The 26,006-nt window shown below is 62.4% G+C and carries 21 protein-coding genes and 7 tRNA genes; 26 read left to right on the forward strand and 2 right to left on the reverse strand.

The genetic code is table 11. From position 1 onward, the window contains the following. The first annotated feature begins 53 nt into the window (after positions 1 to 53). The 6 genes from B2S33_RS15825 (at position 54) to B2S33_RS15850 (ending at position 2,567) form a co-directional block, all read left to right on the forward strand. Positions 54 to 129: transfer RNA gene (locus B2S33_RS15825), tRNA-Glu, on the forward strand. A 51-nt stretch (positions 130 to 180) separates the two neighbouring features. Further along, positions 181 to 256: transfer RNA gene (locus B2S33_RS15830), tRNA-Ala, on the forward strand. Positions 257 to 298: 42 nt separating this feature from the next. After that, positions 299 to 374: transfer RNA gene (locus B2S33_RS15835), tRNA-Glu, on the forward strand. 160 nt (positions 375 to 534) lie between these two features. Next, complete coding sequence (locus B2S33_RS15840) at positions 535 to 969, forward strand: acyl-CoA thioesterase (protein WP_027916481.1); 435 nt, start codon at positions 535 to 537, stop codon at positions 967 to 969. Between the two features lie 50 nt (positions 970 to 1,019). After that, positions 1,020 to 1,991 carry a tRNA dihydrouridine synthase gene (locus tag B2S33_RS15845; protein WP_027916482.1) on the forward strand — a complete coding sequence of 324 codons (972 nt, stop codon included), beginning with the start codon at positions 1,020 to 1,022 and terminating at the stop codon, positions 1,989 to 1,991. Positions 1,992 to 2,123: 132 nt separating this feature from the next. Further along, positions 2,124 to 2,567 carry an Hsp20 family protein gene (locus tag B2S33_RS15850; protein WP_027916483.1) on the forward strand — a complete coding sequence of 148 codons (444 nt, stop codon included), beginning with the start codon at positions 2,124 to 2,126 and terminating at the stop codon, positions 2,565 to 2,567. Positions 2,568 to 2,633: 66 nt separating this feature from the next. Here B2S33_RS15850 and B2S33_RS15855 read toward each other — a convergent pair whose 3' ends face one another. Both B2S33_RS15855 and B2S33_RS15860 read right to left on the reverse strand, forming a co-directional pair. Next, positions 2,634 to 5,918, reverse strand: coding sequence for a sensor domain-containing protein (locus B2S33_RS15855; protein WP_110606740.1), 3,285 nt, complete (start codon positions 5,916 to 5,918; stop codon positions 2,634 to 2,636). Positions 5,919 to 5,974: 56 nt separating this feature from the next. Then, positions 5,975 to 6,853: a LysR family transcriptional regulator gene (locus tag B2S33_RS15860; RefSeq protein ID WP_027916485.1), complete on the reverse strand. Its 879-nt coding sequence runs from the start codon at positions 6,851 to 6,853 to the stop codon at positions 5,975 to 5,977. Between the two features lie 130 nt (positions 6,854 to 6,983). Between B2S33_RS15860 and leuC the strand changes: the two genes are divergently transcribed. The 20 genes from leuC to B2S33_RS15960 all read left to right on the forward strand — a co-directional run bounded on the left by leuC (position 6,984) and on the right by B2S33_RS15960 (position 25,943). After that, positions 6,984 to 8,417, forward strand: coding sequence for a 3-isopropylmalate dehydratase large subunit (gene leuC / locus B2S33_RS15865; RefSeq protein ID WP_111475704.1), 1,434 nt, complete (start codon positions 6,984 to 6,986; stop codon positions 8,415 to 8,417). Beyond that, entirely contained in the window at positions 8,414 to 9,058 is a 645-nt protein-coding gene (gene leuD / locus B2S33_RS15870) for a 3-isopropylmalate dehydratase small subunit (protein WP_027916487.1), read from the forward strand. Before leuC ends, leuD begins: the two co-directional genes overlap by 4 nt. A 139-nt stretch (positions 9,059 to 9,197) precedes the next feature. Further along, positions 9,198 to 9,962 (forward strand): class I SAM-dependent methyltransferase, encoded by a 765-nt coding sequence (locus B2S33_RS15875; RefSeq protein ID WP_028688131.1) that lies wholly within the window; start codon positions 9,198 to 9,200, stop codon positions 9,960 to 9,962. Between the two features lie 54 nt (positions 9,963 to 10,016). Beyond that, complete coding sequence (gene leuB / locus B2S33_RS15880) at positions 10,017 to 11,099, forward strand: 3-isopropylmalate dehydrogenase (RefSeq protein ID WP_028688132.1); 1,083 nt, start codon at positions 10,017 to 10,019, stop codon at positions 11,097 to 11,099. Between the two features lie 62 nt (positions 11,100 to 11,161). Further along, entirely contained in the window at positions 11,162 to 12,274 is a 1,113-nt protein-coding gene (gene asd, locus B2S33_RS15885; protein ID WP_027916490.1) for an aspartate-semialdehyde dehydrogenase, read from the forward strand. A 193-nt stretch (positions 12,275 to 12,467) separates the two neighbouring features. Further along, positions 12,468 to 13,472 carry an aspartate-semialdehyde dehydrogenase gene (locus B2S33_RS15890; protein ID WP_145280854.1) on the forward strand — a complete coding sequence of 335 codons (1,005 nt, stop codon included), beginning with the start codon at positions 12,468 to 12,470 and terminating at the stop codon, positions 13,470 to 13,472. A gap of 71 nt (positions 13,473 to 13,543) precedes the next feature. Continuing rightward, positions 13,544 to 16,162: a FimV/HubP family polar landmark protein gene (locus B2S33_RS15895; RefSeq protein ID WP_288650634.1), complete on the forward strand. Its 2,619-nt coding sequence runs from the start codon at positions 13,544 to 13,546 to the stop codon at positions 16,160 to 16,162. 111 nt (positions 16,163 to 16,273) lie between these two features. Continuing rightward, positions 16,274 to 17,128 carry a tRNA pseudouridine(38-40) synthase TruA gene (gene truA, locus B2S33_RS15900; RefSeq protein ID WP_027916494.1) on the forward strand — a complete coding sequence of 285 codons (855 nt, stop codon included), beginning with the start codon at positions 16,274 to 16,276 and terminating at the stop codon, positions 17,126 to 17,128. Positions 17,129 to 17,186: 58 nt separating this feature from the next. Then, on the forward strand, positions 17,187 to 17,807 hold the full coding sequence (locus B2S33_RS15905) for a phosphoribosylanthranilate isomerase (RefSeq protein ID WP_027916495.1): 621 nt from the start codon (positions 17,187 to 17,189) through the stop codon (positions 17,805 to 17,807). 221 nt (positions 17,808 to 18,028) lie between these two features. Continuing rightward, a complete protein-coding gene (gene accD, locus B2S33_RS15910) occupies positions 18,029 to 18,922 on the forward strand; it encodes an acetyl-CoA carboxylase, carboxyltransferase subunit beta (protein ID WP_023535975.1) in 894 nt (297 codons plus the stop codon). After that, the gene (gene folC, locus B2S33_RS15915; protein WP_288650636.1) at positions 18,922 to 20,229 is read left to right on the forward strand and encodes a bifunctional tetrahydrofolate synthase/dihydrofolate synthase; all 1,308 of its coding nucleotides are present in this window, start codon (positions 18,922 to 18,924) and stop codon (positions 20,227 to 20,229) included. Before accD ends, folC begins: the two co-directional genes overlap by 1 nt. Next, positions 20,213 to 20,869 (forward strand): SPOR domain-containing protein, encoded by a 657-nt coding sequence (locus tag B2S33_RS15920; RefSeq protein WP_028688136.1) that lies wholly within the window; start codon positions 20,213 to 20,215, stop codon positions 20,867 to 20,869. Before folC ends, B2S33_RS15920 begins: the two co-directional genes overlap by 17 nt. Before the next feature lie 159 nt (positions 20,870 to 21,028). Continuing rightward, positions 21,029 to 21,586 carry a CvpA family protein gene (locus B2S33_RS15925; RefSeq protein WP_027916498.1) on the forward strand — a complete coding sequence of 186 codons (558 nt, stop codon included), beginning with the start codon at positions 21,029 to 21,031 and terminating at the stop codon, positions 21,584 to 21,586. 42 nt (positions 21,587 to 21,628) lie between these two features. Further along, entirely contained in the window at positions 21,629 to 23,134 is a 1,506-nt protein-coding gene (purF, locus tag B2S33_RS15930; protein ID WP_023535974.1) for an amidophosphoribosyltransferase, read from the forward strand. A 17-nt stretch (positions 23,135 to 23,151) separates the two neighbouring features. Beyond that, on the forward strand, positions 23,152 to 24,363 hold the full coding sequence (locus B2S33_RS15935; RefSeq protein WP_288650638.1) for an O-succinylhomoserine sulfhydrylase: 1,212 nt from the start codon (positions 23,152 to 23,154) through the stop codon (positions 24,361 to 24,363). Continuing rightward, on the forward strand, positions 24,360 to 25,133 hold the full coding sequence (locus B2S33_RS15940) for an SDR family oxidoreductase (RefSeq protein WP_027916500.1): 774 nt from the start codon (positions 24,360 to 24,362) through the stop codon (positions 25,131 to 25,133). The genes B2S33_RS15935 and B2S33_RS15940 overlap by 4 nt, the downstream gene beginning before the upstream one ends. A gap of 207 nt (positions 25,134 to 25,340) precedes the next feature. Continuing rightward, positions 25,341 to 25,416, forward strand: a tRNA-Val gene (locus tag B2S33_RS15945). A gap of 66 nt (positions 25,417 to 25,482) precedes the next feature. Next, positions 25,483 to 25,559, forward strand: a tRNA-Asp gene (locus B2S33_RS15950). Positions 25,560 to 25,657: 98 nt separating this feature from the next. After that, a tRNA-Asp gene (locus B2S33_RS15955) sits at positions 25,658 to 25,734 on the forward strand. A 132-nt stretch (positions 25,735 to 25,866) separates the two neighbouring features. Continuing rightward, a tRNA-Asp gene (locus B2S33_RS15960) sits at positions 25,867 to 25,943 on the forward strand. Positions 25,944 to 26,006 lie beyond the last annotated feature (63 nt).

The following is a 26,006-nucleotide window of genomic DNA, read 5'->3' on the forward strand; positions in this document are numbered from 1 at the left end:
TAGCTCCACCAATTACTGCCAAGGTTTGCATTGCAAACTTTTGCGAAGGTTATGTCCCCTTCGTCTAGTGGCCTAGGACACCGCCCTTTCACGGCGGTAACAGGGGTTCGAGTCCCCTAGGGGACGCCAGTTTTACACAAGCAGTGTTTCAACATTGCTGGGCCGCGAGGCTAGAAATCTGGGGCTATAGCTCAGCTGGGAGAGCGCCTGCATGGCATGCAGGAGGTCAGCGGTTCGATCCCGCTTAGCTCCACCAATTACTGCCAGGGTTTGCATTGCAGACTTTTGCGAAGGTTACGTCCCCTTCGTCTAGTGGCCTAGGACACCGCCCTTTCACGGCGGTAACAGGGGTTCGAGTCCCCTAGGGGACGCCACGTTTACCCGCGTTTTGCGGGACTTTAAAGGCTCATTCGCATATTGAATGGGCCTTTTGTTTTTTCTACTAAAAAATCCCTAACGCCGCTCTCCCTTCTGGGGTGGACATTTCTGGTCCGCTCACTGCTAAATTCCCTTTTTGCCCCATGGGACATGAACATGAGCTGGGACCTGCCCACACCTTTCATAATCGACGTGCTTGTCGGCAGCGAAGACATCGATGGACTGGGGCATGCCAACAATGCCGTCTACGTCACTTGGCTGGAACGTTGCGCCTGGCGACATTCCCAACGCCTGGGGTTGGACCTTGCGGCGTATCGCCTGCTTGATCGCGCCATGGCGGTGGTCCGTCACGAAATCGATTACCTCGCCGCCGCTTACGAAGGTGACGAATTGGAGTTAGCCACCTGGATCGTCGACTGGGATCAGCGTCTGCGCATGACCCGACGGTTTCAGCTGCGTCGTGCGCGTGATGGGATGACCTTGCTTCGCGCCCGGACCACCTTTGCGTGTATCGAGCTGTCTACTGGCAAACCCAAGCGCATGCCTGCCGAATTTCTGGACGGCTACGGGCCAGCGCTGATGCCCGCCTGAAGCACGCCTAAATTTTGCTAGACTGCCGCCTTTTGCGCCGAGATCATTCCATGCAAATTGCCCTGGCCCCCATGGAGGGGCTGGTCGACAACATTCTGCGAGACGTACTGACCCGCGTAGGCGGCGTCGATTGGTGCGTCAGTGAATTCATCCGCGTCTGTGATCGCCTGCTACCAGCCTCCTCGTTCCATAAATTGGCCCCCGAGCTGAGCAACGGCGCGCATACGGCGGCAGGCGTGCCCATGCGCGTGCAACTGCTGGGGTCCGACCCAGCGTGCCTTGCCGATAACGCTGCATTGGCCTGCGAGCTGGGCGCCCCGGTCATCGACCTCAACTTTGGCTGCCCCGCCAAGACGGTGAACAAGTCCCGGGGTGGGGCGGTGCTGCTCAAGGAGCCTGAGTTGCTCCACGCCATTGTCCGCGAGGTCCGGCGCGCGGTGCCTGCCGCGATCCCCGTCACCGCCAAGATGCGCCTGGGTTTCGACACCCCGGATGGGGCGCTGGACTGTGGCGTGGCCCTGGCTGAGGGCGGGGCGGCCCATTTGGTGGTACATGCCCGGACCAAGGTTGAAGGCTACAAGCCGCCCGCGCACTGGGAGTGGGTGGCGCGCGTGCAGGACGTGGTCAAGGTGCCGGTGTTCGCCAATGGCGAGATATGGACGGTCGACGACTGGCGTCGCTGCCGGGAAGTCAGCGGCGCTGAGCACATCATGCTGGGGCGTGGCCTGGTTTCTCGCCCTGACCTGGGTGTGCAGATTGCCGCAGCCAATGCCGGAACGCCCTACCAGGCCATGGGTTGGGAGCAATTGCTGCCGCTACTTCAGGCGTTCTGGCTTCAAGCCCAGGCCAAACTATCACCCCGATACGCCCCGGGACGAATGAAGCAATGGGTCGCCATGTTGACGCGCAGCTACCCTGAGGCCGTGCTGCTGTTCGCCGAGCTGCGCCGCGAAGATGACTGCGCGCGCATCGGGCGCTTGCTTGGCGTGGCGTCGACGGCAGATCAAGCGCAGGTGGCGTGACCACCTGGCACAGGCGAAAATTTTTTTTGCACGGCCCTTGAAAGCGCCTTGATGGACCTTATCTCTTGAGTACGCGATGCCGAATTCGGGTCGCGTAATGACTTACTTGCTGATATCTCAGGAGTTATGACCATGACTACCGCTTTCTCTCTTGCACCACTGTTCCGCCACTCCGTTGGTTTCGACCGCTTCAATGACCTGTTCGAATCCGCGGCACGTAATGAGGCTGGTAGCAGCTACCCGCCCTACAATGTGGAAAAGCACGGTGATGACCAGTACCGCATCGTGGTTGCCGCGGCTGGTTTCCAGGAAGAGGATCTCGACCTTCAGGTCGAAAAAGGCGTGCTCACCGTGACCGGTGGCAAGCGTGACAATGGCTCGGCAGAAGTGACATACCTGCACCAGGGCATTGCCCAGCGCGCCTTCAAGCTCTCCTTCCGCCTGGCTGACCACATCGAGGTCAAGGCTGCGGGCTTGGCCAACGGTCTGCTTAGCATCGATCTGCTGCGTATCGTGCCTGAAGAAGCCAAGGCCAAGCGCATCCCGATCAACGGCGAGCAACCCGCGCTGAACTGATCCAGCGCATCACCAAGAAGGGCACCCCAGGGTGCCCTTCTTGCGTTGTGCAGGCGCGCGGTCACTTCAGGGCGCTTGCAACAGTCGCCGGAACGCCTGTAGCGGCAAAGGCCGGCTGTGCAGGTAGCCCTGGTACAGGTGACACCCCAGTTTTTCCAGAAACGCCAGCTGTTCGGTCAGCTCTACGCCCTCGGCGATTACCGCAAGCCCAAGGCTAAGCGCCATGGCGACGATGGCGCGGACGATTTCAGCATCGTTGGGGTCTATCGTTACGTCACGGACGAATGTCTGGTCAATCTTCAGTGCATCGACGGGCAGGCGTTTGAGGTAGGTCAGCGAGGAATACCCCGTGCCGAAGTCGTCCATGGCAAACGTTACCCCGTGGCTTTGCAACTCCCGCATCTTGGCAATGGTGTCTTCCAGGTTCTGAATGACGATACCTTCGGTGATCTCGAGCTTGAGCAGTTTCCTGGGCAACTGACTGTCGTCGAGGCTGCGCAGGACGCGGCCAACAAAATCTTTCTGGCGAAATTGCCGCGGGCTGATGTTGACGCACAGGCTGAAATCGTCGACATCTATCAAGCCGTCGGCCAGCAGGTGGGCGCAGGCAACGCAAGCCTCATCGAGCACCCAATTGCCCACCTCCAGAATCAATCCGCTTTCCTCAAGGACCTGAATGAACTGGCCCGGCGACTGCTGGCCAAGTTGAGGATGGTGCCAGCGCAGCAGCACCTCGGCACCGACGATCCGGTTGTCGCGGGCGTCGACCTGCGGTTGGTAATGCAAGGCCATTTCGCCACGGGCCAGCGCCAGGCGTAGATCACTCTCCATGCGCAGGCGTTCGCTGGCCGCCTTCTGCATGCTGGCATGAAACAGTTGAGTCGTATTGCGCCCGGAGTCCTTGGCGCGGTAAAGCGCGATGTCGGCGCGTTTGAGCAGGTCGGCAGGCGTTGTGCCGTGGTCCGGGATCAAGGCCACGCCAATGCTGGGGGTCACCTGCAGGCGCTGGCCGTCGAGTGACATGGGCTGGGCCAGCAGCGCGCGTAGGGTGTCAGCCAGCTGGCGAACCGTATCCTCGACCTCATCACGATCGCCTTCCAGGCCGCTGAGCAGTACCACGAACTCGTCACCGCCCAGCCGTGCCACGGTGTCCTCTACACGTACACTGGCCTCTAGTCTGGCCGTGATGATCTTGAGCACTGCATCACCGACCGGATGGCCCAGCGAGTCGTTGATGTGCTTGAAATGATCCAGATCGAGGAAAAGCAGGGCGCCGCGCAGGTTGCGCTGCTTGAGCAGGGCGATCTGCTGACCCACCCGCTCCATCAGCAGGGCACGGTTCGGGAGATTGGTCAGCGGGTCGTGGTAGGCAAGGTGACGGATCTGTGCCTGGGCGTGTTTCAGTTGGCTGACGTCCCGCGCGGTCATCAGCAGGCACTGCACGTCGTTGAGCAGGATCTGCTCCACGGACACCTCTACCGTCAGGAGATCGCCGCGCTTGTTGCGCCCTAGCATTTCCCGGTGGTGTACCCGGCCATGCTCGCGCAGTTCGGCCAGCAGGGTGGTTCGCTGTTGCGCATCGGTCCAGATGCCGATGTCGAAAACGGTGCGCCCGACGACCTCGCCCGCCGAGTATCCGGTCAAACGGCAGAAACCGTCGTTGATTTCCAGGTAACGCCCGGTTGCGCATTCAGTGATGGTGATGGCGTCCGGGCTTGAGTGAAACGCCTTGGCGAATTTCTCTTCGCTGGATTTGAGCGCTGCCTCTGCCCGCTGTTGTTGGGTGATGTCGCGCAGCGTGGTGACGCTGCAGGGTTGGCCGTCCACTGTGATCAGGCGGCTGGAGATCAGGCAGGTCAAGGCGTCGCCACTGCGGTGATGGACGACCAACGCAACATTGCTCAGGGCCTGCTCGCGGATGACCCGTTCGATGCGGTGCGCACGCAGGGCCGATTCGGCCCACAAGCCTATTTCTTGGGCCGTGCGGCCGATCAACTGCTCGGTCGTCCAACCGAAGGTATGGGTGAAGGCGGGGTTGATCTCGATGAATTGTCCCGTGTCCTGGCGCGTTACGCAGATAGGGTCGGGGCTGACTTGAAACAGGCTGGCAAACTTTTCCTCCGAGGCACTCAGGCGAAGCTCGCGCTCAACCTGGTCGGTGATGTCGAGCAGGGTGCCGGCCATGCGCAGAGGGTTGCCGTGATCGTCGCGATACAAGCGCGCACGGCTTTCGATATACCGCGAAACGCCATTCTCCAACTGTACCCGGTAGGTGAACTGATAATTGCCAGCCGGCCCTTCGCGCAGGCTGCTGTAGGCCTTGCGCATGGAGAGGCGTTCCTGTTCCGGAACGCCTTCAAAAAACGCATCGAAGGACTCGTGAAAGGCTACTGGCGGCAGCCCGTGCAATTGTGCAGCCCGGGCCGAGCCGTAGAGCATGCCGCTGGGAATGTGCCAGTCCCACGTGCCTAGCTGGGCCGAATCCAGCGCAAGGTCCAGGCGCTCCTGGCTGTCCTTGAGGGCAAGATCCGCGCGCTTTCGCTCGGTGGTGTCGACGAAGGTACTGAGTTGATAGGTAGTGCCTTCAAGCTCGATGCCCTGGGTGCAAAGGATGCCGTCGTGGACCTTGCCGTCGCTGCCGCGAAACTGCACCTCCATGGTCAGCGGGCCGCTGTTCAGGCGCGAAGAATCGAGCATGTGCTGGCGTTGCGCGGCGTCGGCCCACAACCCCAACGCCACGCTGGTACGGCCGATGACCTGGCTGGCGGGCCAGGCGAATGTATCCTCGAAGTGCCGATTGACTTCGAAGATCATGCCGTCGTGACGTCGGGTCAACAAGATGGCATTGGGGCTCAGGTGGAAGAGGGTGGCAAGGCGCTTTTCAGAGTTCATCAGCGCAGTTTCCCGCTCGCGCTGGCGCGTGATCTCGCGTACCACCCCAATCATCTGCGGCCTGCCGTGCGGGTCGCAGGTCAGGCTGCCATTGATCTCCAGCCAATGCAGGCTGCCGTCTGGCCAGCGAATGCGGTGGCGCATGGCCCGCCCTACCGGTTCGCCATCGAACACCGCCTGGAACGCCTTGCGTGTTCGCGCGCGGTCCTCTTCGGCAAGCAGGTCCAGGTAATCGATGTCTCCGGGCAGGGCGCGCAGCGGGTCGAAACCGAACAGGGCCTGGGTGCCCCGGGACCAGCTTACCCGGCCGCTTTCAATATCCCAAAGCCACGCACCCAGGCGCGCACCATTCAAGGCGGCCAACAGCTGCGGCGCACTCTGCCAGGCCTGCTCCGACGCCTCGGGGTCTGCCGCATGGATTCGCGGCAGGCGCATGAAGCGGTTTGCTGATTTGGGCATGGTTACCAGACCTTTGGCATGGGGCACATCCTTGAAGGGGCCGGGCAGACGGCTGTTCAGACGCTTGCGGCATGGCCATCGAGCAGGGCCATGAACGCCTTGGCGGCGTTGGACAGGGTCCGCTCGGTGTGCAGAATGTAGCCTAGCTGGCGGGACAACCCAATGCCGGGCAAGGCGATGGGTGCCACCTGGTCGTCAAGCATCGTGCGCGGCAGCACGCTCCAGGCCAGACCGATCGATACCATCATCTTGATGGTTTCCAGGTAATTGGTGCTCATGGCGATGTTCGGTGTCAGGCCTTGGCTTTCGAACAGGCGCTGGACAATGTGGTGGGTGAACGTATTGCCTCCTGGAAACACGGCGGGGTGGCAAGACACATCGGCAAGGGTAACGGCGTCGTTGTTGGCCAAGGGGTGCTCCGGGGCGGCCACGAAATCCAGCGCGTCCTGCCATACCGGTACCGCGTTGATCAGGGGGTGGGGCTCAGGTGCGAGGGTAATGACCGCCAGTTCGGCACGACCATGCAGAATCTCATCGTAGGCCTGTTCCGAATCCAGAAACTGAATATCCAACGCCACTGCCGGGTATTGGCGGGTGAAAGCCCGCAATAATGGGGGAAGGCGGTGCAGGCCGATGTGGTGGCTTGTGGCCAGGGTCAACCGCCCCCCCACTTCCCCTGACAAATTGGTCAGCGCCCGTCGGGTATCCTCAAGCACGTTGAGAATTTGGTAGGCCCTGGGAAGCAGTGCACGCCCGGCTTCGGTCAATGTCACCTCGCGGCCCAGGCGGTCGAACAACCGTGTGCTCAACTGCTGCTCCAGGCCAGCAATGCGCTTGCTGACGGCAGGCTGGGTCAGGTACAGACGCTCGGCTGCACTGGAAAAGCTGCCGGTTTCCGCAATGGCGATAAATGCACTGAGATTGGCCAAGTCCATTGGGAGAATTCCTTTTGGTTATCCAAAGGATAAAAATTATGAATTTGAGTTATTCACTCTAACCCCCTAGCATCGCCCATACAAGCCAAGGGGTCTTTGGCATAGAAAGACGCTGATGAGGAACAGTCTGATGGCTGGCAAAACGCTCTACGACAAACTCTGGGAAGCCCACGAGGTCAAGCGCCGTGATGACGGCTCGTCCTTGATCTACATCGACCGTCACATCATCCATGAAGTGACCTCGCCGCAGGCTTTCGAAGGGCTGCGCCTGGCCAAGCGCAAGCCATGGCGTATCGATGCCAACATCGCCACGCCCGACCACAACGTGCCGACCACCCCGGAGCGCAAGGGCGGGATCGAAGCCATTGTCGACCAGGTGTCGCGCCTGCAGGTGCAGACCCTCGACGAGAACTGTGATGAATACGGCATCGTCGAATTCAAGATGAACGACGAGCGCCAGGGCATCGTCCACGTCATCAGCCCCGAACAAGGCGCTACCTTGCCAGGCATGACCGTGGTCTGCGGCGACTCACACACCTCCACCCACGGCGCCTTCGGTGCGCTGGCCCACGGCATCGGCACCTCCGAGGTCGAACACGTACTGGCTACCCAGTGCCTGGTGGCCAAGAAGATGAAGAACATGCTGGTGCGCGTCGAAGGCCAGCTGCCGCCGGGTGTCACGGCCAAGGACATCGTCCTGGCGGTGATCGGCAAGATCGGCACTGCCGGTGGCAACGGTCACGCGATGGAGTTTGCGGGCAGTGCCATTCGCGAGCTGTCGATGGAAGGCCGCATGACCATCTGCAACATGTCCATCGAAGCCGGTGCCCGTGTCGGATTGGTGGCCACCGACGCCACCACCATCGCTTATGTCGAAGGCCGCCCGTACTCGCCCAAGGGCGAGCAGTGGACGCGTGCTGTTCAGGCGTGGAAAGACCTGGTGTCCGATGACGATGCCGTTTTCGATACCGTCGTCGAACTCGATGCCACGCAGATCAAGCCGCAGGTCAGCTGGGGCACCTCGCCAGAAATGGTGCTTGCCGTCGACCAGCGGGTGCCGGACCCGGCTGCCGAAGCCGACCTGGTCAAGCGTGGCTCCATTGAGCGCGCCCTGAAGTACATGGGCCTGAAGGCCAACCAGGCGATCACCGATATCCACCTGGATCGCGTGTTCATCGGCTCGTGCACCAATTCGCGCATCGAAGACCTGCGCGCGGCAGCGCAGATCGCCAAGGGCCGCAAGGTGGCGAGCAGCGTCAAGCAAGCCATCGTCGTTCCCGGCTCGGGCCTGGTGAAGGCTCAGGCCGAGCGTGAAGGCCTGGACAAGATATTCGTCGAAGCCGGCTTCGAATGGCGCGAGCCAGGCTGCTCGATGTGCCTGGCCATGAACCCGGATCGGCTGGAAAGCGGCGAGCACTGCGCATCCACCTCCAACCGTAACTTCGAAGGTCGTCAGGGCGCAGGTGGCCGCACGCACCTGGTGAGCCCGGCCATGGCCGCCGCAGCCGCCGTCACCGGCCACTTCATCGATGTCCGCGAGTTGATCCAAGGGAGCGCAGCATGAAAGCTTTCACTCAGCACATAGGCCTGGTTGCGCCGTTGGACCGTGCCAACGTCGATACCGACCAGATCATCCCCAAGCAGTTCTTGAAGTCGATCAAGCGCACAGGCTTTGGCCCCAACCTGTTCGACGAGTGGCGTTACCTGGACGTAGGCCAGCCCTATCAGGACAACAGCAAGCGCCCGGTAAACGAAGAATTCGTGCTCAATCATCCGCGCTATCAAGGCGCCAGCGTGTTGTTGGCGCGCGAGAACTTCGGTTGCGGGTCCAGCCGTGAGCATGCCCCCTGGGCCCTGGACGAGTACGGCTTTCGGAGCATCATCGCGCCAAGCTTTGCCGATATCTTCTTCAACAACAGCTTCAAGAACGGCTTGCTGCCGATCATCCTCAGCGATGAAGAAGTCGATGAGCTGTTCAAGCAGGTAGAAGCCGCGCCAGGTTACCAGCTGACCATCGACCTGCAGGCCCAGGCGGTGACACGTCCGGACGGCAAGGTGCTGCACTTCGAGATCGACGCATTCCGCAAGCATTGCCTGCTCAATGGCCTGGACGACATTGGCCTGACCCTGCAGGACAGCGATGCGATCAAGGCGTTCGAGGGCAAGCACCGTGCTGCGCAACCCTGGCTGTTCCGTGACGCCTGACTAAAGCCAACGCGCTCACCGGCCTGCTTGCCAGCAGGTCGGTGCAAGCGGGATCGCCCACGCTCTCTGGCGACAGCCAGTACCACTGCCGCCATGGTCGATCCCGTATCGGCAACTCCTCCATCACCAGGACATCCCAATGACTCGTACACAGCATACCGATGTGGTTCAGCGCCAATTTGGCGATCAGGCGGGTGCCTACCTCAGCAGCGCCGTGCATGCTCAAGGCAGCGAGTTCGCGCTGTTGCAGGCCGAGTTGCAGGGGCAGGGCGATGCACGCGTGCTGGACCTGGGCTGCGGGGCAGGTCACGTCAGCTTCCAGGTTGCGCCGCTGGTGGCGCAGGTGGTCGCGTACGATCTTTCCCAGTCCATGCTGGACGTCGTCGCCAACGCTGCCGCCGATCGCGCGCTGACCAATATCATGACCGAGCGTGGCGCGGCAGAATCCCTGCCATTTGCCGATGCGTCGTTCGACTACGTGTTCAGCCGCTACTCAGCCCATCACTGGAGCGACCTGGGCCTGGCGCTGCGCGAGGTGCGCCGCGTGCTCAAGCCGGGCGGCGTGGCGGCATTCATCGACGTCATGTCGCCTGGTAGCCCGCTGCTGGACACGTACCTGCAAGCGGTAGAAGTGCTGCGCGACACCAGTCATGTTCGCAATTATTCTGCTGCCCAGTGGCAGCGCCAGGTCAGCGAGGCCGGCCTGCGTGTTCGCAGTCATGCCCGGCAGTCACTGCGCCTGGAATTCGGCAGTTGGGTCGAGCGCATGCGCACCCCTGAGCCGATGCGCCTGGCCATCCGCGAACTGCAGCAAGCCATGGGCGAAGAAGTACGGCAGTATTACCAGATCGAGGCCGATGGCTCGTTCAGCACGGATGTGCTGGTGCTGTGGGCAGAACGTTAAGCCTTTTTCGGCGCGGCCCGATTCGCCGCGCTGCGTGAATGCATAGAGGAAAGCATGAGCAAGCAGATTTTGATTCTTCCGGGTGATGGCATCGGTCCTGAAATCATGGCCGAAGCCGTCAAGGTGCTGGAGTTGGCCAATGACAAGTACCAGCTCGACCTCAGCCTGACCCATGACGTGATCGGTGGCGCAGCCATCGACAAGCACGGGGTGCCGCTGGCCGATGAAACCCTGGAGCGTGCACGCCAGGCCGATGCCGTGCTGCTCGGCGCCGTAGGCGGTCCCAAGTGGGACAAGATCGAGCGTGACATTCGTCCTGAGCGCGGCCTGCTGAAGATCCGCTCGCAACTGGGGCTGTTTGCCAACCTGCGCCCGGCCATTCTCTATCCGCAGCTGGCCGATGCGTCCTCGCTCAAACCGGAAATCGTCTCTGGCCTGGACATCCTCATCGTTCGCGAGCTGACCGGCGGCATCTACTTCGGTGCCCCACGTGGTCAGCGCGAGCTTGAAGGTGGCGAGCGCCAGGCCTATGACACCTTGCCCTACAGCGAAAGCGAAGTGCGGCGCATCGCCCGCGTCGGTTTCGACATGGCCCGGGTGCGTGGCAAGAAGCTGTGCTCGGTGGACAAGGCCAACGTTCTGGCTTCCAGTCAGCTGTGGCGGGAAGTGGTCGAGAGCGTGGCACAGGATTACCCGGATGTGGAACTGAGCCACATGTACGTCGACAACGCGGCGATGCAGCTGGTGCGCGCACCGAAGCAGTTCGACGTCATGGTGACCGACAACATGTTCGGCGACATCCTGTCGGATGAAGCTTCCATGCTGACCGGTTCCATCGGCATGCTGCCATCGGCGTCGCTGGATGCCAACAACAAGGGCATGTACGAGCCCTGCCACGGCTCGGCGCCGGACATCGCCGGAGCAGGCATCGCCAATCCGTTGGCCACCATCCTGTCCGTGTCGATGATGCTGCGCTACAGCTTCGACCAATCGGCTGCTGCCGAGGCCATCGAGCAGGCTGTCAGCCTGGTGCTCGACCAGGGCTTGCGCACTGGCGACATTTTCTCCGAGGGCTGCCGCAAGGTCGGCACGCAGGAAATGGGCGACGCAGTAGTCGCAGCGCTGCGGAATCTGTAATCTCTCTGGCCCGCCATCCCCAATCCCGATGGCGGCCCACTTTTAGCAAAGGTGTAGTTGCGATGAAACGTGTAGGTCTGATCGGTTGGCGCGGCATGGTTGGTTCCGTGCTCATGCAGCGAATGCTGGAGGAGCAGGATTTCGACCTTATCGAGCCCGTGTTCTTCACCACCTCCAATATTGGTGGCCAGGGCCCGAACGTGGGCAAGGATACCGCGCCGCTCAAGGACGCGTATTCCATCGAAGAGCTCAAGACCCTCGACGTGATCCTGACTTGCCAGGGCGGCGACTACACCAATGAAGTGTTCCCCAAGCTGCGCGAAGCAGGCTGGCAGGGCTACTGGATCGATGCGGCCTCGTCCCTGCGGATGCAGGATGATGCGGTCATCGTGCTCGACCCGGTCAACCGCAAGGTCATCGACCACCAGCTTGATGCCGGTACCCGCAACTTCATCGGCGGCAATTGCACGGTCAGCCTGATGCTGATGGGCCTCGGCGGGTTGTTCGAGGCCGGTCTGGTGGACTGGATGAGCGCCATGACCTACCAGGCAGCGTCCGGTGCAGGGGCGCAGAACATGCGCGAGCTGATCAAGCAGATGGGTGCCACCCATGCGGCGGTCGCCGAGGACCTGGCCAACCCGGCCAGCGCCATCCTCGACATCGACCGTAAAGTGGCCGAAGCCATGCGCAGCGATGCCTACCCGGCTGAAAACTTCGGCGTCCCATTGGCCGGCAGCCTGATCCCCTGGATCGACAAGGAGTTGCCCAACGGCCAGAGCCGCGAAGAATGGAAGGCGCAGGCCGAAACCAACAAGATTCTGGGTCGCTTCAAGAACCCGATTCCGGTGGATGGCATCTGCGTGCGCATCGGTGCCATGCGTTGCCACAGCCAGGCGCTGACCATCAAGCTGAACAAGGACGTGCCGATCGCCGACATCGAAGGCATGATCAGCCAGCATAATCCTTGGGTAAAGCTGGTACCCAACCAGCGCGAAATCAGCATGCAGGAACTGACCCCCACCAAGGTGACCGGCACGTTGAACATTCCGGTTGGTCGTCTGCGCAAGCTGAACATGGGTTCCCAGTACCTGGGGGCGTTCACGGTAGGTGACCAACTGCTGTGGGGCGCTGCCGAACCACTGCGTCGTATGCTGCGGATCCTGCTGGAACGTTGATACGGCCCCATCTGTACCCGAACCCGCGCTGCTCCCAGCGCGGGTTTTTTATTTTGAGGCGCGCGGTGAAGGTGGCAGGGGATACGAGGCTGCGCACAGGCAGGTGGCGACTACCTGCGACGGGCCGGCGTTGGCCTCGCTTGTGTAATGCGGGTAAAGTGCCGCTCCCGTTTCGCCAGAGGCAGCCTGCAATATGAAACCTTCATTCGATATCGCCGTCGTCGGTGCCACCGGCAGCGTCGGTGAGGCGTTGGTCCAGATTCTCGAAGAGCTGGATTTCCCGGTCGCCACCCTGCATCTGCTCGCCAGCATCGAATCGGCGGGCAGCAGCGTGATGTTCGCCGGGAAGAAGCTCAAGGTACGTGAAGTCGAGGGGTTCGATTTCGCGCAGGTCAAGCTGGCGTTCTTTGCAGCCGGTGCCGCGGTCAGCCGCAGCTTCGCCGCCCGAGCTGTGCAAGCGGGCTGCACCGTCATCGACCTGTCCGGTGCCCTGGACAACGCCTTGGTTGTCGTTCCAGAGGCCAACGCCGAGCAGGTGGCGGGGCTCAAGCGGCCCGCGCTGATCACAAGCCCCTGTTCAGGAGCCGTGGCCGCCGCCGCCGCGCTGGCCCCGATCAAGCATTTGCTGGACATCGAACATGTACAGGTGGTGGCGTCTTTGGCGGTATCGGCTCAAGGCCGTGAGGCAGTCAACGAGCTTGCGCGGCAAACGGCCGAGTTGCTCAATGCCCGTCCGTTGGAACCGCGCTTCTTCGACCGCCAGGTCGCCTTCAACGTGCTGGCCCAGGTCGGCAAGGTCGACGAACAGGGTCATACCGCCGTGGAGCGGCGGATGGTGCAGGAGCTGCGCGAGCTGCTGGGCCAGCCTGAACTGAGTATTTCAGCAAGCTGCATTCAAGTCCCGGTGTTTTTCGGCGATAGCTTCAATGTGGCGGTGCAGTGCCGCCACGCCGTGGATTTGTCGGCCGTCAACCAGGCCTTGGACGTGGCGGCAGGCATCGAACGGGTAGATCCGGACGACTATCCAACACCGGTTGGCGACGCAGTGGGGCAGGACGTGGTCTATGTTGGACGTGTACGCCATGGCGTTGATCAAACCCAGCAGCTCAACCTCTGGTTGACCACCGACAATGTGCGCAAGGGCGCGGCGCTCAACGCTGTGCAGGTGGCACAATTGTTGATTAAACACGGTCTGTAAAAGATACTGGCAGGCACTTTTGTCCTGCTCTGCCTGCACGTTTCGGGACGATCCATACAAGGGAAGAGTTCATGCTTCGAATCCGCAAACTGGTTCTGGCCATGGCAGCAGCCTCGGCGCTGTCCTCGGGCATGGCCAACGCTCTGGGCTTGGGAGAGCTGACCCTGAAGTCGGCGCAGAACCAGCCACTGGAGGCCGAAATCGAACTGCTCGATGTGCGTGACCTGACCGCGGCGCAGCTGGCACCAAGCCTGGCCCCGCCTGAAGAGTTCGCCAAGGCAGGCGTGAACTTCTCCAGCGCCTTGCAGGACTTGCGCTTTACGCCTGTGATCAACCCCAATGGCCGAAGCGTGCTTCGCGTGACCTCCAGCCAGCCCATGCCGGGGCCGGTGGTCAAGTTCCTGGTACAGGTGATGTGGCCTCAGGGCCGCCTGTTGCGTGACTACAGCGTCCTGTTGGATCAGGCCAAGGCCCAGGGCCCGCAGGCCGCAACGGGCACTGTCGCCGCTGCGACCACCGGCCCTGGCAGCTATACGACCCAGCGCCGCGATACTCTGTGGCAGATCGCGGCGCGCAACGCGCAGGGCGGGTCGATCCAGCAAACCATGATCGCGATCCAGGCGCTGAACCCGGATGCGTTCATCGGCAACAACATCAACCAGCTCAAGGTAGGCCAGGTATTGCGCCTGCCCGATCAGCAACAGATCCAGAGCATCGCCCAAGGTGAAGCCAATCGCGAGGTCGCCGAGCAGTACGCGGCCTGGCGCGAGGGTAGACGCCTGGGGCCACGTGCCCGCCAGCTCGACGCCACCCGCCGTGGTGCAGCAGACGCCGCACCCGCTGCCATCGCCCAAGGCGACAACCTGCGCCTGGTTAGCCCCGGCAACCAGCCGGGTACCGGTCAGGCCAAGGCGCTGAACGACAAGCTGGCAGTGGCCCAGGAAAGCCTGGACACCAGCCGCCGTGACAACGAAGAACTCAAAAGCCGCATGTCCGACCTGCAGAGCCAGCTGGACAAGCTGCAGCGCCTGATCGAGCTCAAGAACGATCAATTGGCCCGGCTGGAAGCTCAAGGTGCGGCTACCCCTGCGCCAGCAGCAGCGGTCCCTGGCGAACCCGGTCAACAGGCCCTGGCGCCTGCGCAGGCGGCTGTGCCTGTGACCGACCCGGTCCCGACGGCGAGCCAGCCGGCCGTTCCCGATCAACCCGTGATCGCGCCAGCGCCCTCGGCTGCGCCAGACGCCCAACCCGCTGCCGCAGACACCCAGGCGGACAGCAGCCTCGACGACGTACTGGCAAGCCGCTGGTTGCTATGGCTGATCGCCGGTTCTACCGTCCTGGTCCTGGCGCTGCTGCTCTGGCTGCTGGCGCGTAAGCGCAGGGCCCAACAGGAAGCCGAGAAGCATTTGCGCATGGCGCGCGCTCTGGAAGAGGAGCAGATCGAGGGTTTCGATCCAGAGGATGACAGCCTGGATGGCGTCGAAGTCGTGCCCCCGACCGTTACGCTCTCGCCAGCGGCGGTCGCCGCCTCGGCGGCAGCGGCAGCGGCCGCTGAAAAACCCGTTGCACAACCTGTGCGTGAGCCCGCGGCAGACCCTTATGGGCCCTTGTTGGCGCAGGCCGAGGTGTGCATTGCCGAGGGTCGCCTGAACCGTGCCACGGAGCTGCTGGAGCCTGCAGTTGCCAGCGCGCCCAGGCGCGATGACCTGCGCTTGAAATTGATGGAGGTCTACGCTCGCCAAGGTGATCAAAGCGCCTTCGCCGAGCAGGAGCGCCAGTTGCCGGCGACGGCGGGGAACACCGCAGAAGTGGCCGGCCTTCGCGAGCGTTACCCGGCGATGCTGGCCTTGGCGGCGGCCGGTGTGGGCGCTGCTGCCTTGGCTGCCAAGCTGGACGAGCAGTATGTGCAAGGGCTGCTCGATGATCAGCCGGTTTCATCACCTGCAGTGGCAGCGGAGCCGCAGGCTCAGGCCGCTGCCGATTCGGACGCCTTCGGGGATATTCCGACGCTCGATACTGCGCAGCTGGATGATCCGGCGCTGGATGACGATTTCGACTTGAGCCTGGACGAGCCTTCTCCCGAGCCCGCGACATCGGCTGCCAGCCCGACCACTGATGCGCTCGCTTCAGAGGCCCAAATGCAAGACCCGGCCGATGCAGACTTCGAAACCTTGCTGGCGCAAGCCAGCGCTGAAGCCACGCCAGCCCAGGATCTGTCCGATTTCGACCTGGACATCGGTGAACCCGAGGGGACGGGTGGTCGGGATGACGCAGCGCCCAGTGCAATCGATCCGGTACCGGCCTTTGATCCGGCCACCGATTTCGATCTGCCGGCCGATTTTGACCTCTCCCTGCAGGACGATTCGCCAGGCGCGCAACAGTTCGCCTCCGAACTCGATGACGTCAACGCCGAGCTGGACAAACTCTCGCAAAGTCTGGAGTCGCCCTCCCTGGAGCCGCACTTCACTGAAGAGGATGCCGCCGCGCAACCTGAGCTCGAACCGATCGACGACCTGGATTTCGACTTCTTTTCGGGCGCCGACGAGGTGGCCACCAAGCTCGATCTGGCCCGCGCCTACATCGACATGGGCGATCACCAAGGCGCCCGCGACATCCTCGACGAAGTGGTCAAGGATGGCGATGAACGTCAGCGCGAAGAAGCAGAGGATATGCTTTCGCGTCTGGTCTAGGCCTTCGCGTGGAGCCCTTTGGTCGTAACCCGTGAACCCGATGGCAGCCCTGTACGGCTGCCATTGTCGTTATAATCCCCGGCATTTCGTACACCAACAGGTTGCAGATTCTTGGACATCATCGACACCGCCTCGGCCGAATCCGCTGCCGAAGGCTGCACGCGTATCGCCTTGGGTGTGGAATACAAGGGCGCCCGCTACCGCGGCTGGCAACGCCAGGCCAGCGGCGTGCCCAGTGTTCAGCAAGCCTTGGAACAGGCACTTTCCAAAGTGGCCAACGAGCCCATTTCAGTCGTCTGCGCCGGCCGTACCGATGCAGGCGTACATGGCTGTGGGCAGGTCGTGCATTTCGACACCCATGCGGTGCGTGACGAACGCGCCTGGACCATGGGCACTAATTTCAACCTGCCCCATGACATCAGCGTCGTATGGTCCAAGCCCATGCCAGCCGATTTCCATGCGCGCTTCAAGGCCTGTGCCAGGCGCTATCGCTACGTGATCTACAACGATCCGATTCGGCCTGCTCACCTGGCCGAGGAGGTGACCTGGAATCATCGTCCGCTGGACATCGAGCGCATGGCGCAGGCCGCTTCGAGCCTGCTTGGCACCCATGATTTCAGCGCGTTCCGCGCTAGCCAATGCCAGGCCAAGTCGCCGATCAAGCACATCTATCACCTGCGGGTTACCCGTCACGGGCAGATGATCGTGCTGGATATCCGGGCTACCGCGTTCCTGCATCACATGGTACGCAACATCGCCGGCGTGCTGATGGCTATCGGCGCGGGCGAACGGCCGGTGGAGTGGGCGCGTCAGGTGCTCGAGGGGCGGGATCGCCGCGAAGGTGGCGTCACGGCCCACCCCTATGGGCTTTATCTGGTCCAGGTGGAGTACCCGGAGGCCTTTGCGCTGCCCGAGCGTTACATTGGCCCGCACTTTCTGACGGGCTACGACGCATTGGCTGACTGACGCACGAAGCGCCATTTGCTAAGATTCCGCCTTTGACCGCGCAAACAGGTTGCTGTCCATGAGCATCGTTCGCAGTAAAATCTGCGGGATCACCCGCATCGAAGACGCACTGGCGGCTGCCGAGGCTGGCGCCGATGCCATCGGGCTGGTCTTCTATGCCAAGAGCCCGCGTGCCGTGACCGTACAGCAGGCACGCGCCATCATTGCCGAGCTGCCGCCCTTCGTGACCACGGTCGGGTTGTTCGTCAATGCCACGCGTTGCGAGCTGAGTGAAATACTCGAAGCGGTGCCACTGGACCTCTTGCAGTTCCATGGTGATGAAACCCCGCACGATTGCGCAGGCCATCACCGGCCGTGGATCAAGGCCTTGCGGGTACGTCCGGGTGACGACCTGAAGCTTGCGTGCCGGCAATATGCCGACGCATCCGGCATCCTGTTGGACACCTTCGTGCCGGGTATCCCTGGAGGCACGGGCGAAGCGTTCGACTGGTCACTGGTGCCTGCCGGCCTGGGCAAGCCGATCATTCTGGCCGGTGGTCTGTCGGCGGACAACGTCGGGCAGGCGATCGCCCAGGTGCGCCCGTACGCGGTCGATGTCAGCGGCGGTGTCGAGCAGGCCAAGGGCATCAAGGACGCGGCCAGGATCGAAGCATTCGTACGCGCGGTGAAACAGGCTTGAGCAGATGTGACGGCAGGCAGCGCGCCATCGTCCATAGCTATCTCAGCCCCATGGGCCAGCCGGCCCTGCGTGGGGCGGTCAACCGAATTGTTCAGGGTGGTGCGGCAGGGGTGATGAACCCGGGTTGCCGCATCACCTACGTTTCATAAGCATTTGAGCTCAAAAGGGCAGGGCAGGCCGGCTACGCTGGTCCCCTCCCGCCGATACTGGAGAAAGAAAGCATGAGCAACTGGTTAGTCGACAAACTGATCCCTTCCATCATGCGTTCCGAGGTGAAGAAGAGCTCGGTACCTGAAGGCCTGTGGCACAAATGCCCGTCCTGTGAGGCCGTGCTGTACCGTCCGGAGCTGGAAAAGACCCTGGACGTATGCCCCAAGTGCAACCACCACATGCGCATCGGCGCACGTGCACGCATCGATATCTTCCTGGATGCCGAGGGCCGTGCCGAGCTGGGCGCCGACCTTGAGCCGGTCGACCGGCTGAAGTTCCGCGACGGCAAGAAGTACAAGGACCGTCTGACCGGCGCGCAGAAGCAGACCGGTGAAAAAGACGCCCTGATCTCCATGAGCGGCACCCTGATGGGCATGCCGATCGTGGTCAGCGCGTTTGAATTTTCCTTCATGGGCGGCTCCATGGGTGCCATCGTCGGCGAGCGTTTCGTGCGCGCAGCCAACTATGCCCTGGAACATCGCTGCCCGATGGTGTGTTTCTCGGCTTCCGGGGGTGCCCGCATGCAGGAAGCGCTGATCTCGCTGATGCAGATGGCCAAGACCTCTGCGGTGCTGGCGCGTCTGCGTGAAGAAGGCATCCCGTTCATCTCGGTACTGACCGACCCCGTCTACGGCGGCGTGTCCGCCAGCCTGGCGATGCTGGGCGACGTCATCGTTGGCGAGCCCAAGGCCCTGATCGGCTTTGCCGGCCCACGCGTCATCGAGCAGACCGTACGCGAGAAGTTGCCTGAAGGCTTCCAGCGTAGCGAATTCTTGCTGGAGCACGGTGCCATCGACCTGATCATCTCTCGGGGCGACCTGCGTCCACGGCTGGCGCGCCTGCTGGCCCAGATGACCGGCCAGCAGACCCCGGTCGAGGCCCTCGAGGCGGCTGCTGTCGCGTGATGACCCAACGGACCCTTGGCGAGTGGCTCGCCTATCTCGAGCAGCTGCACCCCTCTGCCATCGACATGGGGCTGGAGCGTTCGCAAGCGGTGCTGGCGCGCCTGGAGCTGGGCAAGCTTGCCCCGCGTGTGGTGACAGTAACGGGCACCAACGGCAAGGGTTCGACTTGCGCGTTCCTCGCTTCGCTGCTGCGCACACAGGGGCTGAGGGTCGGCGTGTACAGTTCGCCGCACCTGCTGCGCTACAACGAGCGCGTGCTCATCGACGGCGTTGAAGCCAGCGATGCGCAGTTGTGCGAGGCGTTCGCAGCGGTCGAGGCGGCGCGCGGCGAAATCTCCCTGACCTATTTCGAGATGGGTACCCTGGCGGCGTTCTGGCTGTTCGAGCGTTCGCAGCTCGATGCGGTGGTGCTGGAAGTCGGGCTGGGTGGGCGGCTGGACACAGTGAATGTCGTGGACGCCGACATCGCGCTCGTGACCAGCATCGGGGTCGATCACATCGATTACCTGGGCGATACCCGCGAGCAGGTGGCTTTCGAGAAGGCAGGTATCTTCCGTGCCGGCAAGCCCGCGCTCTGTGGAGACCTCGATCCGCCCCAGCCGTTGCTCGACAAGGCCAGCGAACTGGCAGCTCCGCTGCGGTTGCGGGGCCGCGACTTCGACCTTCAGGTGGCCGAGCATGGCTGGAGCTGGCACGGCACATCCGGCGAAGGTGAAAAAGTCGTCTTGATGGACCTGCCCCTGCTGGATCTGCCCATGGAAAACGCCGCCTTGGCCCTGCAGGCCTACCTGCTGAGCGGCTTGCCCTGGCGTCCTGCGCAGCTGCGCCAGGCACTGGTCGATACGCGCATCACGGGTCGCCTCGATCGGCGCGTGATCCACTGGCGTGGCGCTGCGGTCGAGCTGCTGCTGGATGTCGGGCACAACCCACATGCAGCTCAGTACCTGGCCCGGCGTCTGGCATCCAGGCCACTGTCTGGCCGGCGTCTGGCCGTGTTCGGCTTGCTGTGCGACAAGGACCTCGAGGGTGTGATCGCGCCCTTGCAGGCCCTGGTCGATGAGTGGGCCGTCACACCGCTTGCCACCCCGCGTAGTCGGCCTGCTGCTGAATTGGCACAGGCCCTGACGAACCTCGGCGCCACGGTGAAGTCTTATGCCAGCGTCGACGCTGCCCTGGAGGGGCAGTGCGCGCACGCCACGGCAGATGATCAGATCCTGCTGTTCGGTTCGTTTTTCTGTGTCGCTCAGGCGCTGGAATGGTTGCAGCGGCATCCCCAGGAGGGTGGGATAGATGGCAGTGCTGGATAAAGGAATGAAGCAGCGCATGATCGGTGCGCTGGTGCTGGTCGCGCTGGCGGTGATTTTCCTGCCAATGCTGTTTTCGCGGCAGGATGAAATGCGTGAGGTGCACGTCGATGCCCCTCAGGCGCCTGTTGCACCGTCGGTGCCTGAGGTAAAGGTCGACCCTGTTGCCGTGCCCGAACCCCAGGCCTTGCCAGAGCAAGCGGATCCGGCGCCGGTGGTGGTAGACGAGTCGTCCGCGCCAGCGCGTGCGCCCAGCCAGCCCATCACGCCGTCGCCGCAGGCCCAGCAGGCCCAACCTGCTCCGCCGGCCGTGGCCAAGGTAGAGCCCAAGGCGCCGGCCGCTTCTGCGCCAGCAGCAACGTCGACCAAGGCCGGCGCGCCGTCCAAACTGGACGCCAACGGCCTGCCGGTCAGTTGGTCGATTCAATTGGCGAGCCTGTCCAATCGGGCAGGCGCCGAGAAGCTGCAGCAGACCCTGCGTAGCCAGGGCTACAACGCCTATATCCGCGCAGCCGGTGGCATGAATCGGGTGTATGTCGGCCCGCTGATCGAGCGTGCCGACGCCGAGCGCACCCGCGATGCCATCAACCGCCAAAACAGCCTTAAAGGCTTCGTCGTGCGCTTCCAGCCGGAACGCAGCTGAAGGAGAGGGACGGCATTGCCGTCCCGTCCCAGTCAGCGAGCATATTGGCGGTGCCCAGCAGGCTTGCTGTCCTGGCTGGGCGATCCACTGACATTCCGCTTACCCAAGCCCTCGTCGCTCTGGTAAAATCCGCCGCCTCAACGATCTGCAGGCAGCACCGTGGCATTTACCCTGGTTGATTGGGCGATCATCGCGATCATCGCCATCTCCACACTGATCAGTCTCAAACGCGGCTTCGTCAAGGAAGCCCTGTCCTTGCTCATCTGGATCATTGCCGGTGCGGTGGCGTGGATGTTCGGTGGCTCGCTCTCGGTGTACCTGGAGAGCTATATTCAGACGCCCTCCATGCGTGTGATCGCCGGCTGCGGTATCTTGTTCGTCGCCACCTTGCTGGTGGGGGCGATGCTCAACTTTCTCATCGGCGAACTGATCCGTGTTACCGGCCTATCGGGCACCGATCGTTTTCTGGGCATGGTCTTCGGCGCCGCCAGGGGCGGCCTGCTGGTGGTCGTGGCACTCGGGCTGCTGAGCCTGGGGCCGGTTCAACAAGACGCGTGGTGGCAGGAGTCTCGCCTGATCCCACGGTTTCTACTGGTAGCCGACTGGTCCAAAAACCTGGTCGTGGGCTTCACCAGCCAATGGATGTCCAACGGAGCGATCAGCACACCGGCCGATCTTCCGTTCAAGGAGCAGCTGCTCGGGCCGACCCGGCCTTGAGCGCTATTCACTCAAGTTTCATCAAAGTAGGGGTTGCGTCGCATGTGTGGCATCGTCGGTATCGTCGGTAAGTCGAACGTCAATCAGGCGCTGTATGACGCGCTTACGGTCCTCCAGCACCGCGGCCAGGACGCTGCCGGTATCGTGACCAGCCATGACGGCCGGTTGTTCCTGCGCAAGGATAATGGCCTGGTGCGCGATGTGTTCCAGCAGCGCCACATGCAACGCCTGGTGGGGAGCATCGGCATCGGCCATGTGCGCTACCCGACAGCCGGCAGCTCGACCTCCGCCGAGGCCCAGCCGTTCTACGTCAACTCGCCATACGGCATCACCCTGGCTCACAACGGCAACCTCACCAACGTCGAGCAGTTGGCCAAGGAGATCTACGAGTCGGACCTGCGTCACGTCAACACCAACTCCGATTCCGAGGTGCTGCTCAACGTATTCGCTCATGAGCTGGCCGTGCGCGGCAAGCTGCAGCCTACCGAGGAGGACGTGTTCGCCGCGGTCTCCCATGTGCACAGCCGCTGCGTCGGCGGTTACGCCGTCGTTGCCATGATCACGGGCTACGGCATCGTCGGTTTCCGCGACCCCAACGGTATCCGTCCGGTCGTCTTCGGTCAGCGCCACACCGACGAAGGTGTGGAGTACATGATCGCGTCGGAAAGCGTTGCGCTCGACGTGCTCGGGTTCACCCTGATTCGCGACCTGGCGCCAGGTGAAGCGGTGTACATCACCGAAGAAGGCCAGCTGTACACCAAGCAGTGTGCCCAGGCCCCGAAACTGCAACCCTGCATTTTCGAACACGTCTACCTGGCCCGCCCGGACTCGATCATGGACGGTGTCTCGGTGTACAAGGCGCGTCTGCGCATGGGCGAGAAGCTCGCCGACAAGATTCAGCGCGAGCGCCCGGATCATGGCATCGACGTGGTCATCCCTATCCCGGACACCAGCCGCACTGCCGCGCTTGAGTTGGCTAACCACCTGGGCGTGAAATTCCGCGAAGGCTTCGTCAAGAACCGCTACATCGGCCGCACCTTCATCATGCCGGGCCAGGCTGCCCGCAAGAAGTCCGTGCGCCAGAAACTCAATGCCATCGAGCTTGAGTTCCGTGGCAAGAACGTCATGCTGGTTGACGATTCGATCGTGCGCGGCACCACCTGCAAGCAGATCATCCAGATGGCGCGCGAGGCCGGCGCCAAGAATGTCTATTTCTGCTCCGCAGCACCTGCAGTGCGCTACCCCAACGTCTACGGCATCGACATGCCGAGCGCTCACGAACTGATCGCCCACAACCGTACCACCGAGCAGGTGGCCGAGTTGATCGGCGCTGATTGGCTGGTCTATCAGGACCTGCCTGACCTGATCGATTCGGTCGGTGGCGGCAAGATCAAGATCGAGCATTTCGATTGCGCGGTATTCAACGGTGAGTATGTCACTGGCGATATCGATGAAGCCTACCTTGACCGTATCGAGCAGGCCCGCAATGACCTGGCCAAGGTCAAGACCCAGGCAGTCAGCGCAATCATCGACCTCTACAACAACTGATTTCAGGGAGCGATGGCATGACCGATCAATGGGATGCCGGGCGACTGGACAGCGACCTGGAGGGTGTCGGCTTCGACACCCTGGCAGTGCGCGCCGGTCAGTGCCGTTCACCGGAGGCCGAGCACAGCGAAGCGCTGTTCCTGACCTCCAGCTACGTATTCCGTACGGCTGCCGATGCGGCTGCGCGCTTTGCCGGTGAAACCCCAGGCAATGTCTATTCGCGCTATACCAACCCGACCGTACGGGCATTCGAAGAGCGCCTGGCGGCAATGGAAGGTGCCGAGCAGGCCGTGGCCACCTCCACTGGCATGGCGTCGATTCTGGCCGTGGTCATGTCGCTGTGCAGTGCAGGCGATCATGTACTGGTGTCTCAGAGCGTGTTCGGGTCGACCATCAGCCTGTTCGAGAAGTACTTCAAGCGCTTCGGCTTGCAGGTGGACTACGTGCCGTTGGTCGATCTTGCTGGCTGGGAGCAGGCCATCCAGGCCAATACCAAGCTGCTGATCGTCGAGTCGCCTTCCAACCCACTGGCCGAATTGGTCGATATTGCTGCGCTCAGCGAAATCGCCCATGCCCGTGGGGCCATGCTGGTGGTGGACAACTGCTTCAGCACACCGGCCTTGCAGCAACCGCTCAAGCTCGGTGCCGATATCGTCTTCCACTCCGCAACCAAGTTCATCGATGGCCAAGGCCGTTGCATGGGCGGTGCAGTGGCGGGCCGCGCCGAACAGATGAAGGAAGTGGTCGGTTTCCTGCGCACGGCGGGCCCGACGCTCAGCCCCTTCAACGCCTGGGTATTCACCAAGGGCCTGGAGACGCTGCGCCTGCGTATGCGTGCACACTGCGAGAGTGCTCAGGCACTGGCGCAGTGGCTGGAGCAGCAGGACGGCATCGAAAAAGTGCATTACGCCGGCCTGCCGAGCCATCCGCAGCACGAATTGGCCAAGCGCCAGATGAGTGGCTTCGGCGCTGTAGTGAGCTTTGAGGTCAAGGGCGGCAAGGAAGGGGCCTGGCGCTTCATCGATGCTACCCGGATCGTCTCGATCACCACCAACCTGGGTGACAGCAAGACCACCATCGCTCACCCGGCCACCACCTCCCATGGCCGCTTGACGCCGCAGGAGCGTGCGGCTGCCGGCATCCGCGACAGCCTGATTCGTGTGGCTGTGGGCTTGGAAGACGTGGCGGATCTACAGGCTGATCTGGCGCGTGGACTGGCGGCATTGTGATCGAAATTGGCCTCAATACGCCCGGCCATAACGGCCGGGTCGCTTTGGTCACCGGTGCCGCGCGCGGTATTGGACTTGGTATTGCCGCCTGGCTGATCTGCGAAGGTTGGCAGGTGGTGCTCAGTGACCTCGACCGCCAGCGGGGGGCGAAAGCGGCCAAGGCACTGGGGGACAATGCCTGGTTCATCACCATGGATGTAGCAGACGAGTCCCAAGTCAGTGCCGGGGTGTCCGAGGTGCTCGGGCAATTCGGCAGGCTTGACGCGCTGGTGTGCAATGCTGCGATTGCCAACCCCCACAGCCAGACGCTTGAAAGCCTGAGCCTGGCTCAATGGAATCGTGTGCTGGCAGTCAATCTCAATGGCCCGATGCTGCTGGCCAAGCACTGTGCGCCTTACCTGCGCGCGCACAATGGCGCCATCGTCAACCTGACGTCCACGCGGGCGCGGCAGTCCGAGCCTGACACTGAAGCTTATGCCGCCAGCAAAGGGGGCCTGGTGGCACTGACCCATGCGCTGGCCATCAGCCTGGGCCCGGAGATTCGTGTCAACGCCGTGAGCCCGGGGTGGATTGATGCCCGAGATCCCTCCCAGCGCCGTGCCGAGCCCTTGAGCGATGCCGACCACGCCCAGCACCCCACCGGTCGCGTGGGCACCGTCGAGGACGTTGCAGCCATGGTCGCCTGGCTACTGTCCCGGCAGGCAGCGTTCGTGACCGGTCAGGAGTTCGTGGTCGACGGCGGTATGACCCGCAAGATGATCTACACCTGAAGGCCCTCGTGGGCAGGTAGGCAGAGGAGGGACCGCAAGGTCCCTTTTTCATGTCCAGGCTTGGCTTGGGTCTGAATCAGGGTGTGCTCGGCTTTGCACTGGGCACCAGCGACTTGGAAAAAAACTCAACAGGGCTATTGACTTAGCGTCGTCACCTGCGTAAATTTCGCGGCCTCAGCGAAGCAAACGCAACAAGCAACATCGCGAGGGTGATTAGCTCAGCCGGGAGAGCATCTGCCTTACAAGCAGAGGGTCGGCGGTTCGATCCCGTCATCACCCACCACTTCCTGAGATGTTCCTGACGCTCAAAGCTTTGCAAGAAGCTGACAGCCAGAGAGGAATGCACTGCGCAGCGGTAGTTCAGTCGGTTAGAATACCGGCCTGTCACGCCGGGGGTCGCGGGTTCGAGTCCCGTCCGCTGCGCCATTTTGATTAACAGATGGGTGCTTGTCACCGGTCTGAAGCCACAAGGTCGAGCGCCTTGGGCTGACCCAGTTTCAATCGGGCGCAAGCCTGAACGATACGCAGCGGTAGTTCAGTCGGTTAGAATACCGGCCTGTCACGCCGGGGGTCGCGGGTTCGAGTCCCGTCCGCTGCGCCATCTTCGCATCAAGGTCCCTAGAACACCTTGAGGCAACCATGACGAATGGTCATTGAGCCGTTTTTCATGCCTTCCCCCAGGCTTTCTGGTGGGTAGACCCAAGTTTCAATCGGGCGCAAGCCTGAATGATACGCAGCGGTAGTTCAGTCGGTTAGAATACCGGCCTGTCACGCCGGGGGTCGCGGGTTCGAGTCCCGTCCGCTGCGCCATCTTCGCACCAAGGGCCTTTGAACACCTTGGCGCTACGCGAAAGCGACCTTCGGGTCGCTTTT

Origin of the sequence: Pseudomonas sp. UBA5568, assembly GCF_002425525.1 — a bacterium.
Taxonomy (GTDB): Bacteria; Pseudomonadota; Gammaproteobacteria; order Pseudomonadales; family Pseudomonadaceae; genus Aquipseudomonas; species Aquipseudomonas fulva.

Bases quoted from the DNA above. Each gene is read 5' to 3' on its own strand.
- B2S33_RS15840 (WP_027916481.1), top strand. From the start codon at position 535: ATGAGCTGGGACCTGCCCACACCTTTCATAATCGACGTGCTTGTCGGC.
- B2S33_RS15845 (WP_027916482.1), top strand. From the start codon at position 1,020: ATGCAAATTGCCCTGGCCCCCATGGAGGGGCTGGTCGACAACATTCTG.
- B2S33_RS15850 (WP_027916483.1), top strand. From the start codon at position 2,124: ATGACTACCGCTTTCTCTCTTGCACCACTGTTCCGCCACTCCGTTGGT.
- B2S33_RS15855 (WP_110606740.1), bottom strand. From the start codon at position 5,918: ATGCCCAAATCAGCAAACCGCTTCATGCGCCTGCCGCGAATCCATGCG.
- B2S33_RS15860 (WP_027916485.1), bottom strand. From the start codon at position 6,853: ATGGACTTGGCCAATCTCAGTGCATTTATCGCCATTGCGGAAACCGGC.
- leuC (WP_111475704.1), top strand. From the start codon at position 6,984: ATGGCTGGCAAAACGCTCTACGACAAACTCTGGGAAGCCCACGAGGTC.
- leuD (WP_027916487.1), top strand. From the start codon at position 8,414: ATGAAAGCTTTCACTCAGCACATAGGCCTGGTTGCGCCGTTGGACCGT.
- B2S33_RS15875 (WP_028688131.1), top strand. From the start codon at position 9,198: ATGACTCGTACACAGCATACCGATGTGGTTCAGCGCCAATTTGGCGAT.
- leuB (WP_028688132.1), top strand. From the start codon at position 10,017: ATGAGCAAGCAGATTTTGATTCTTCCGGGTGATGGCATCGGTCCTGAA.
- asd (WP_027916490.1), top strand. From the start codon at position 11,162: ATGAAACGTGTAGGTCTGATCGGTTGGCGCGGCATGGTTGGTTCCGTG.
- B2S33_RS15890 (WP_145280854.1), top strand. From the start codon at position 12,468: ATGAAACCTTCATTCGATATCGCCGTCGTCGGTGCCACCGGCAGCGTC.
- B2S33_RS15895 (WP_288650634.1), top strand. From the start codon at position 13,544: ATGCTTCGAATCCGCAAACTGGTTCTGGCCATGGCAGCAGCCTCGGCG.
- B2S33_RS15905 (WP_027916495.1), top strand. From the start codon at position 17,187: ATGAGCATCGTTCGCAGTAAAATCTGCGGGATCACCCGCATCGAAGAC.
- accD (WP_023535975.1), top strand. From the start codon at position 18,029: ATGAGCAACTGGTTAGTCGACAAACTGATCCCTTCCATCATGCGTTCC.
- folC (WP_288650636.1), top strand. From the start codon at position 18,922: ATGACCCAACGGACCCTTGGCGAGTGGCTCGCCTATCTCGAGCAGCTG.
- B2S33_RS15920 (WP_028688136.1), top strand. From the start codon at position 20,213: ATGGCAGTGCTGGATAAAGGAATGAAGCAGCGCATGATCGGTGCGCTG.
- purF (WP_023535974.1), top strand. From the start codon at position 21,629: ATGTGTGGCATCGTCGGTATCGTCGGTAAGTCGAACGTCAATCAGGCG.
- B2S33_RS15935 (WP_288650638.1), top strand. From the start codon at position 23,152: ATGACCGATCAATGGGATGCCGGGCGACTGGACAGCGACCTGGAGGGT.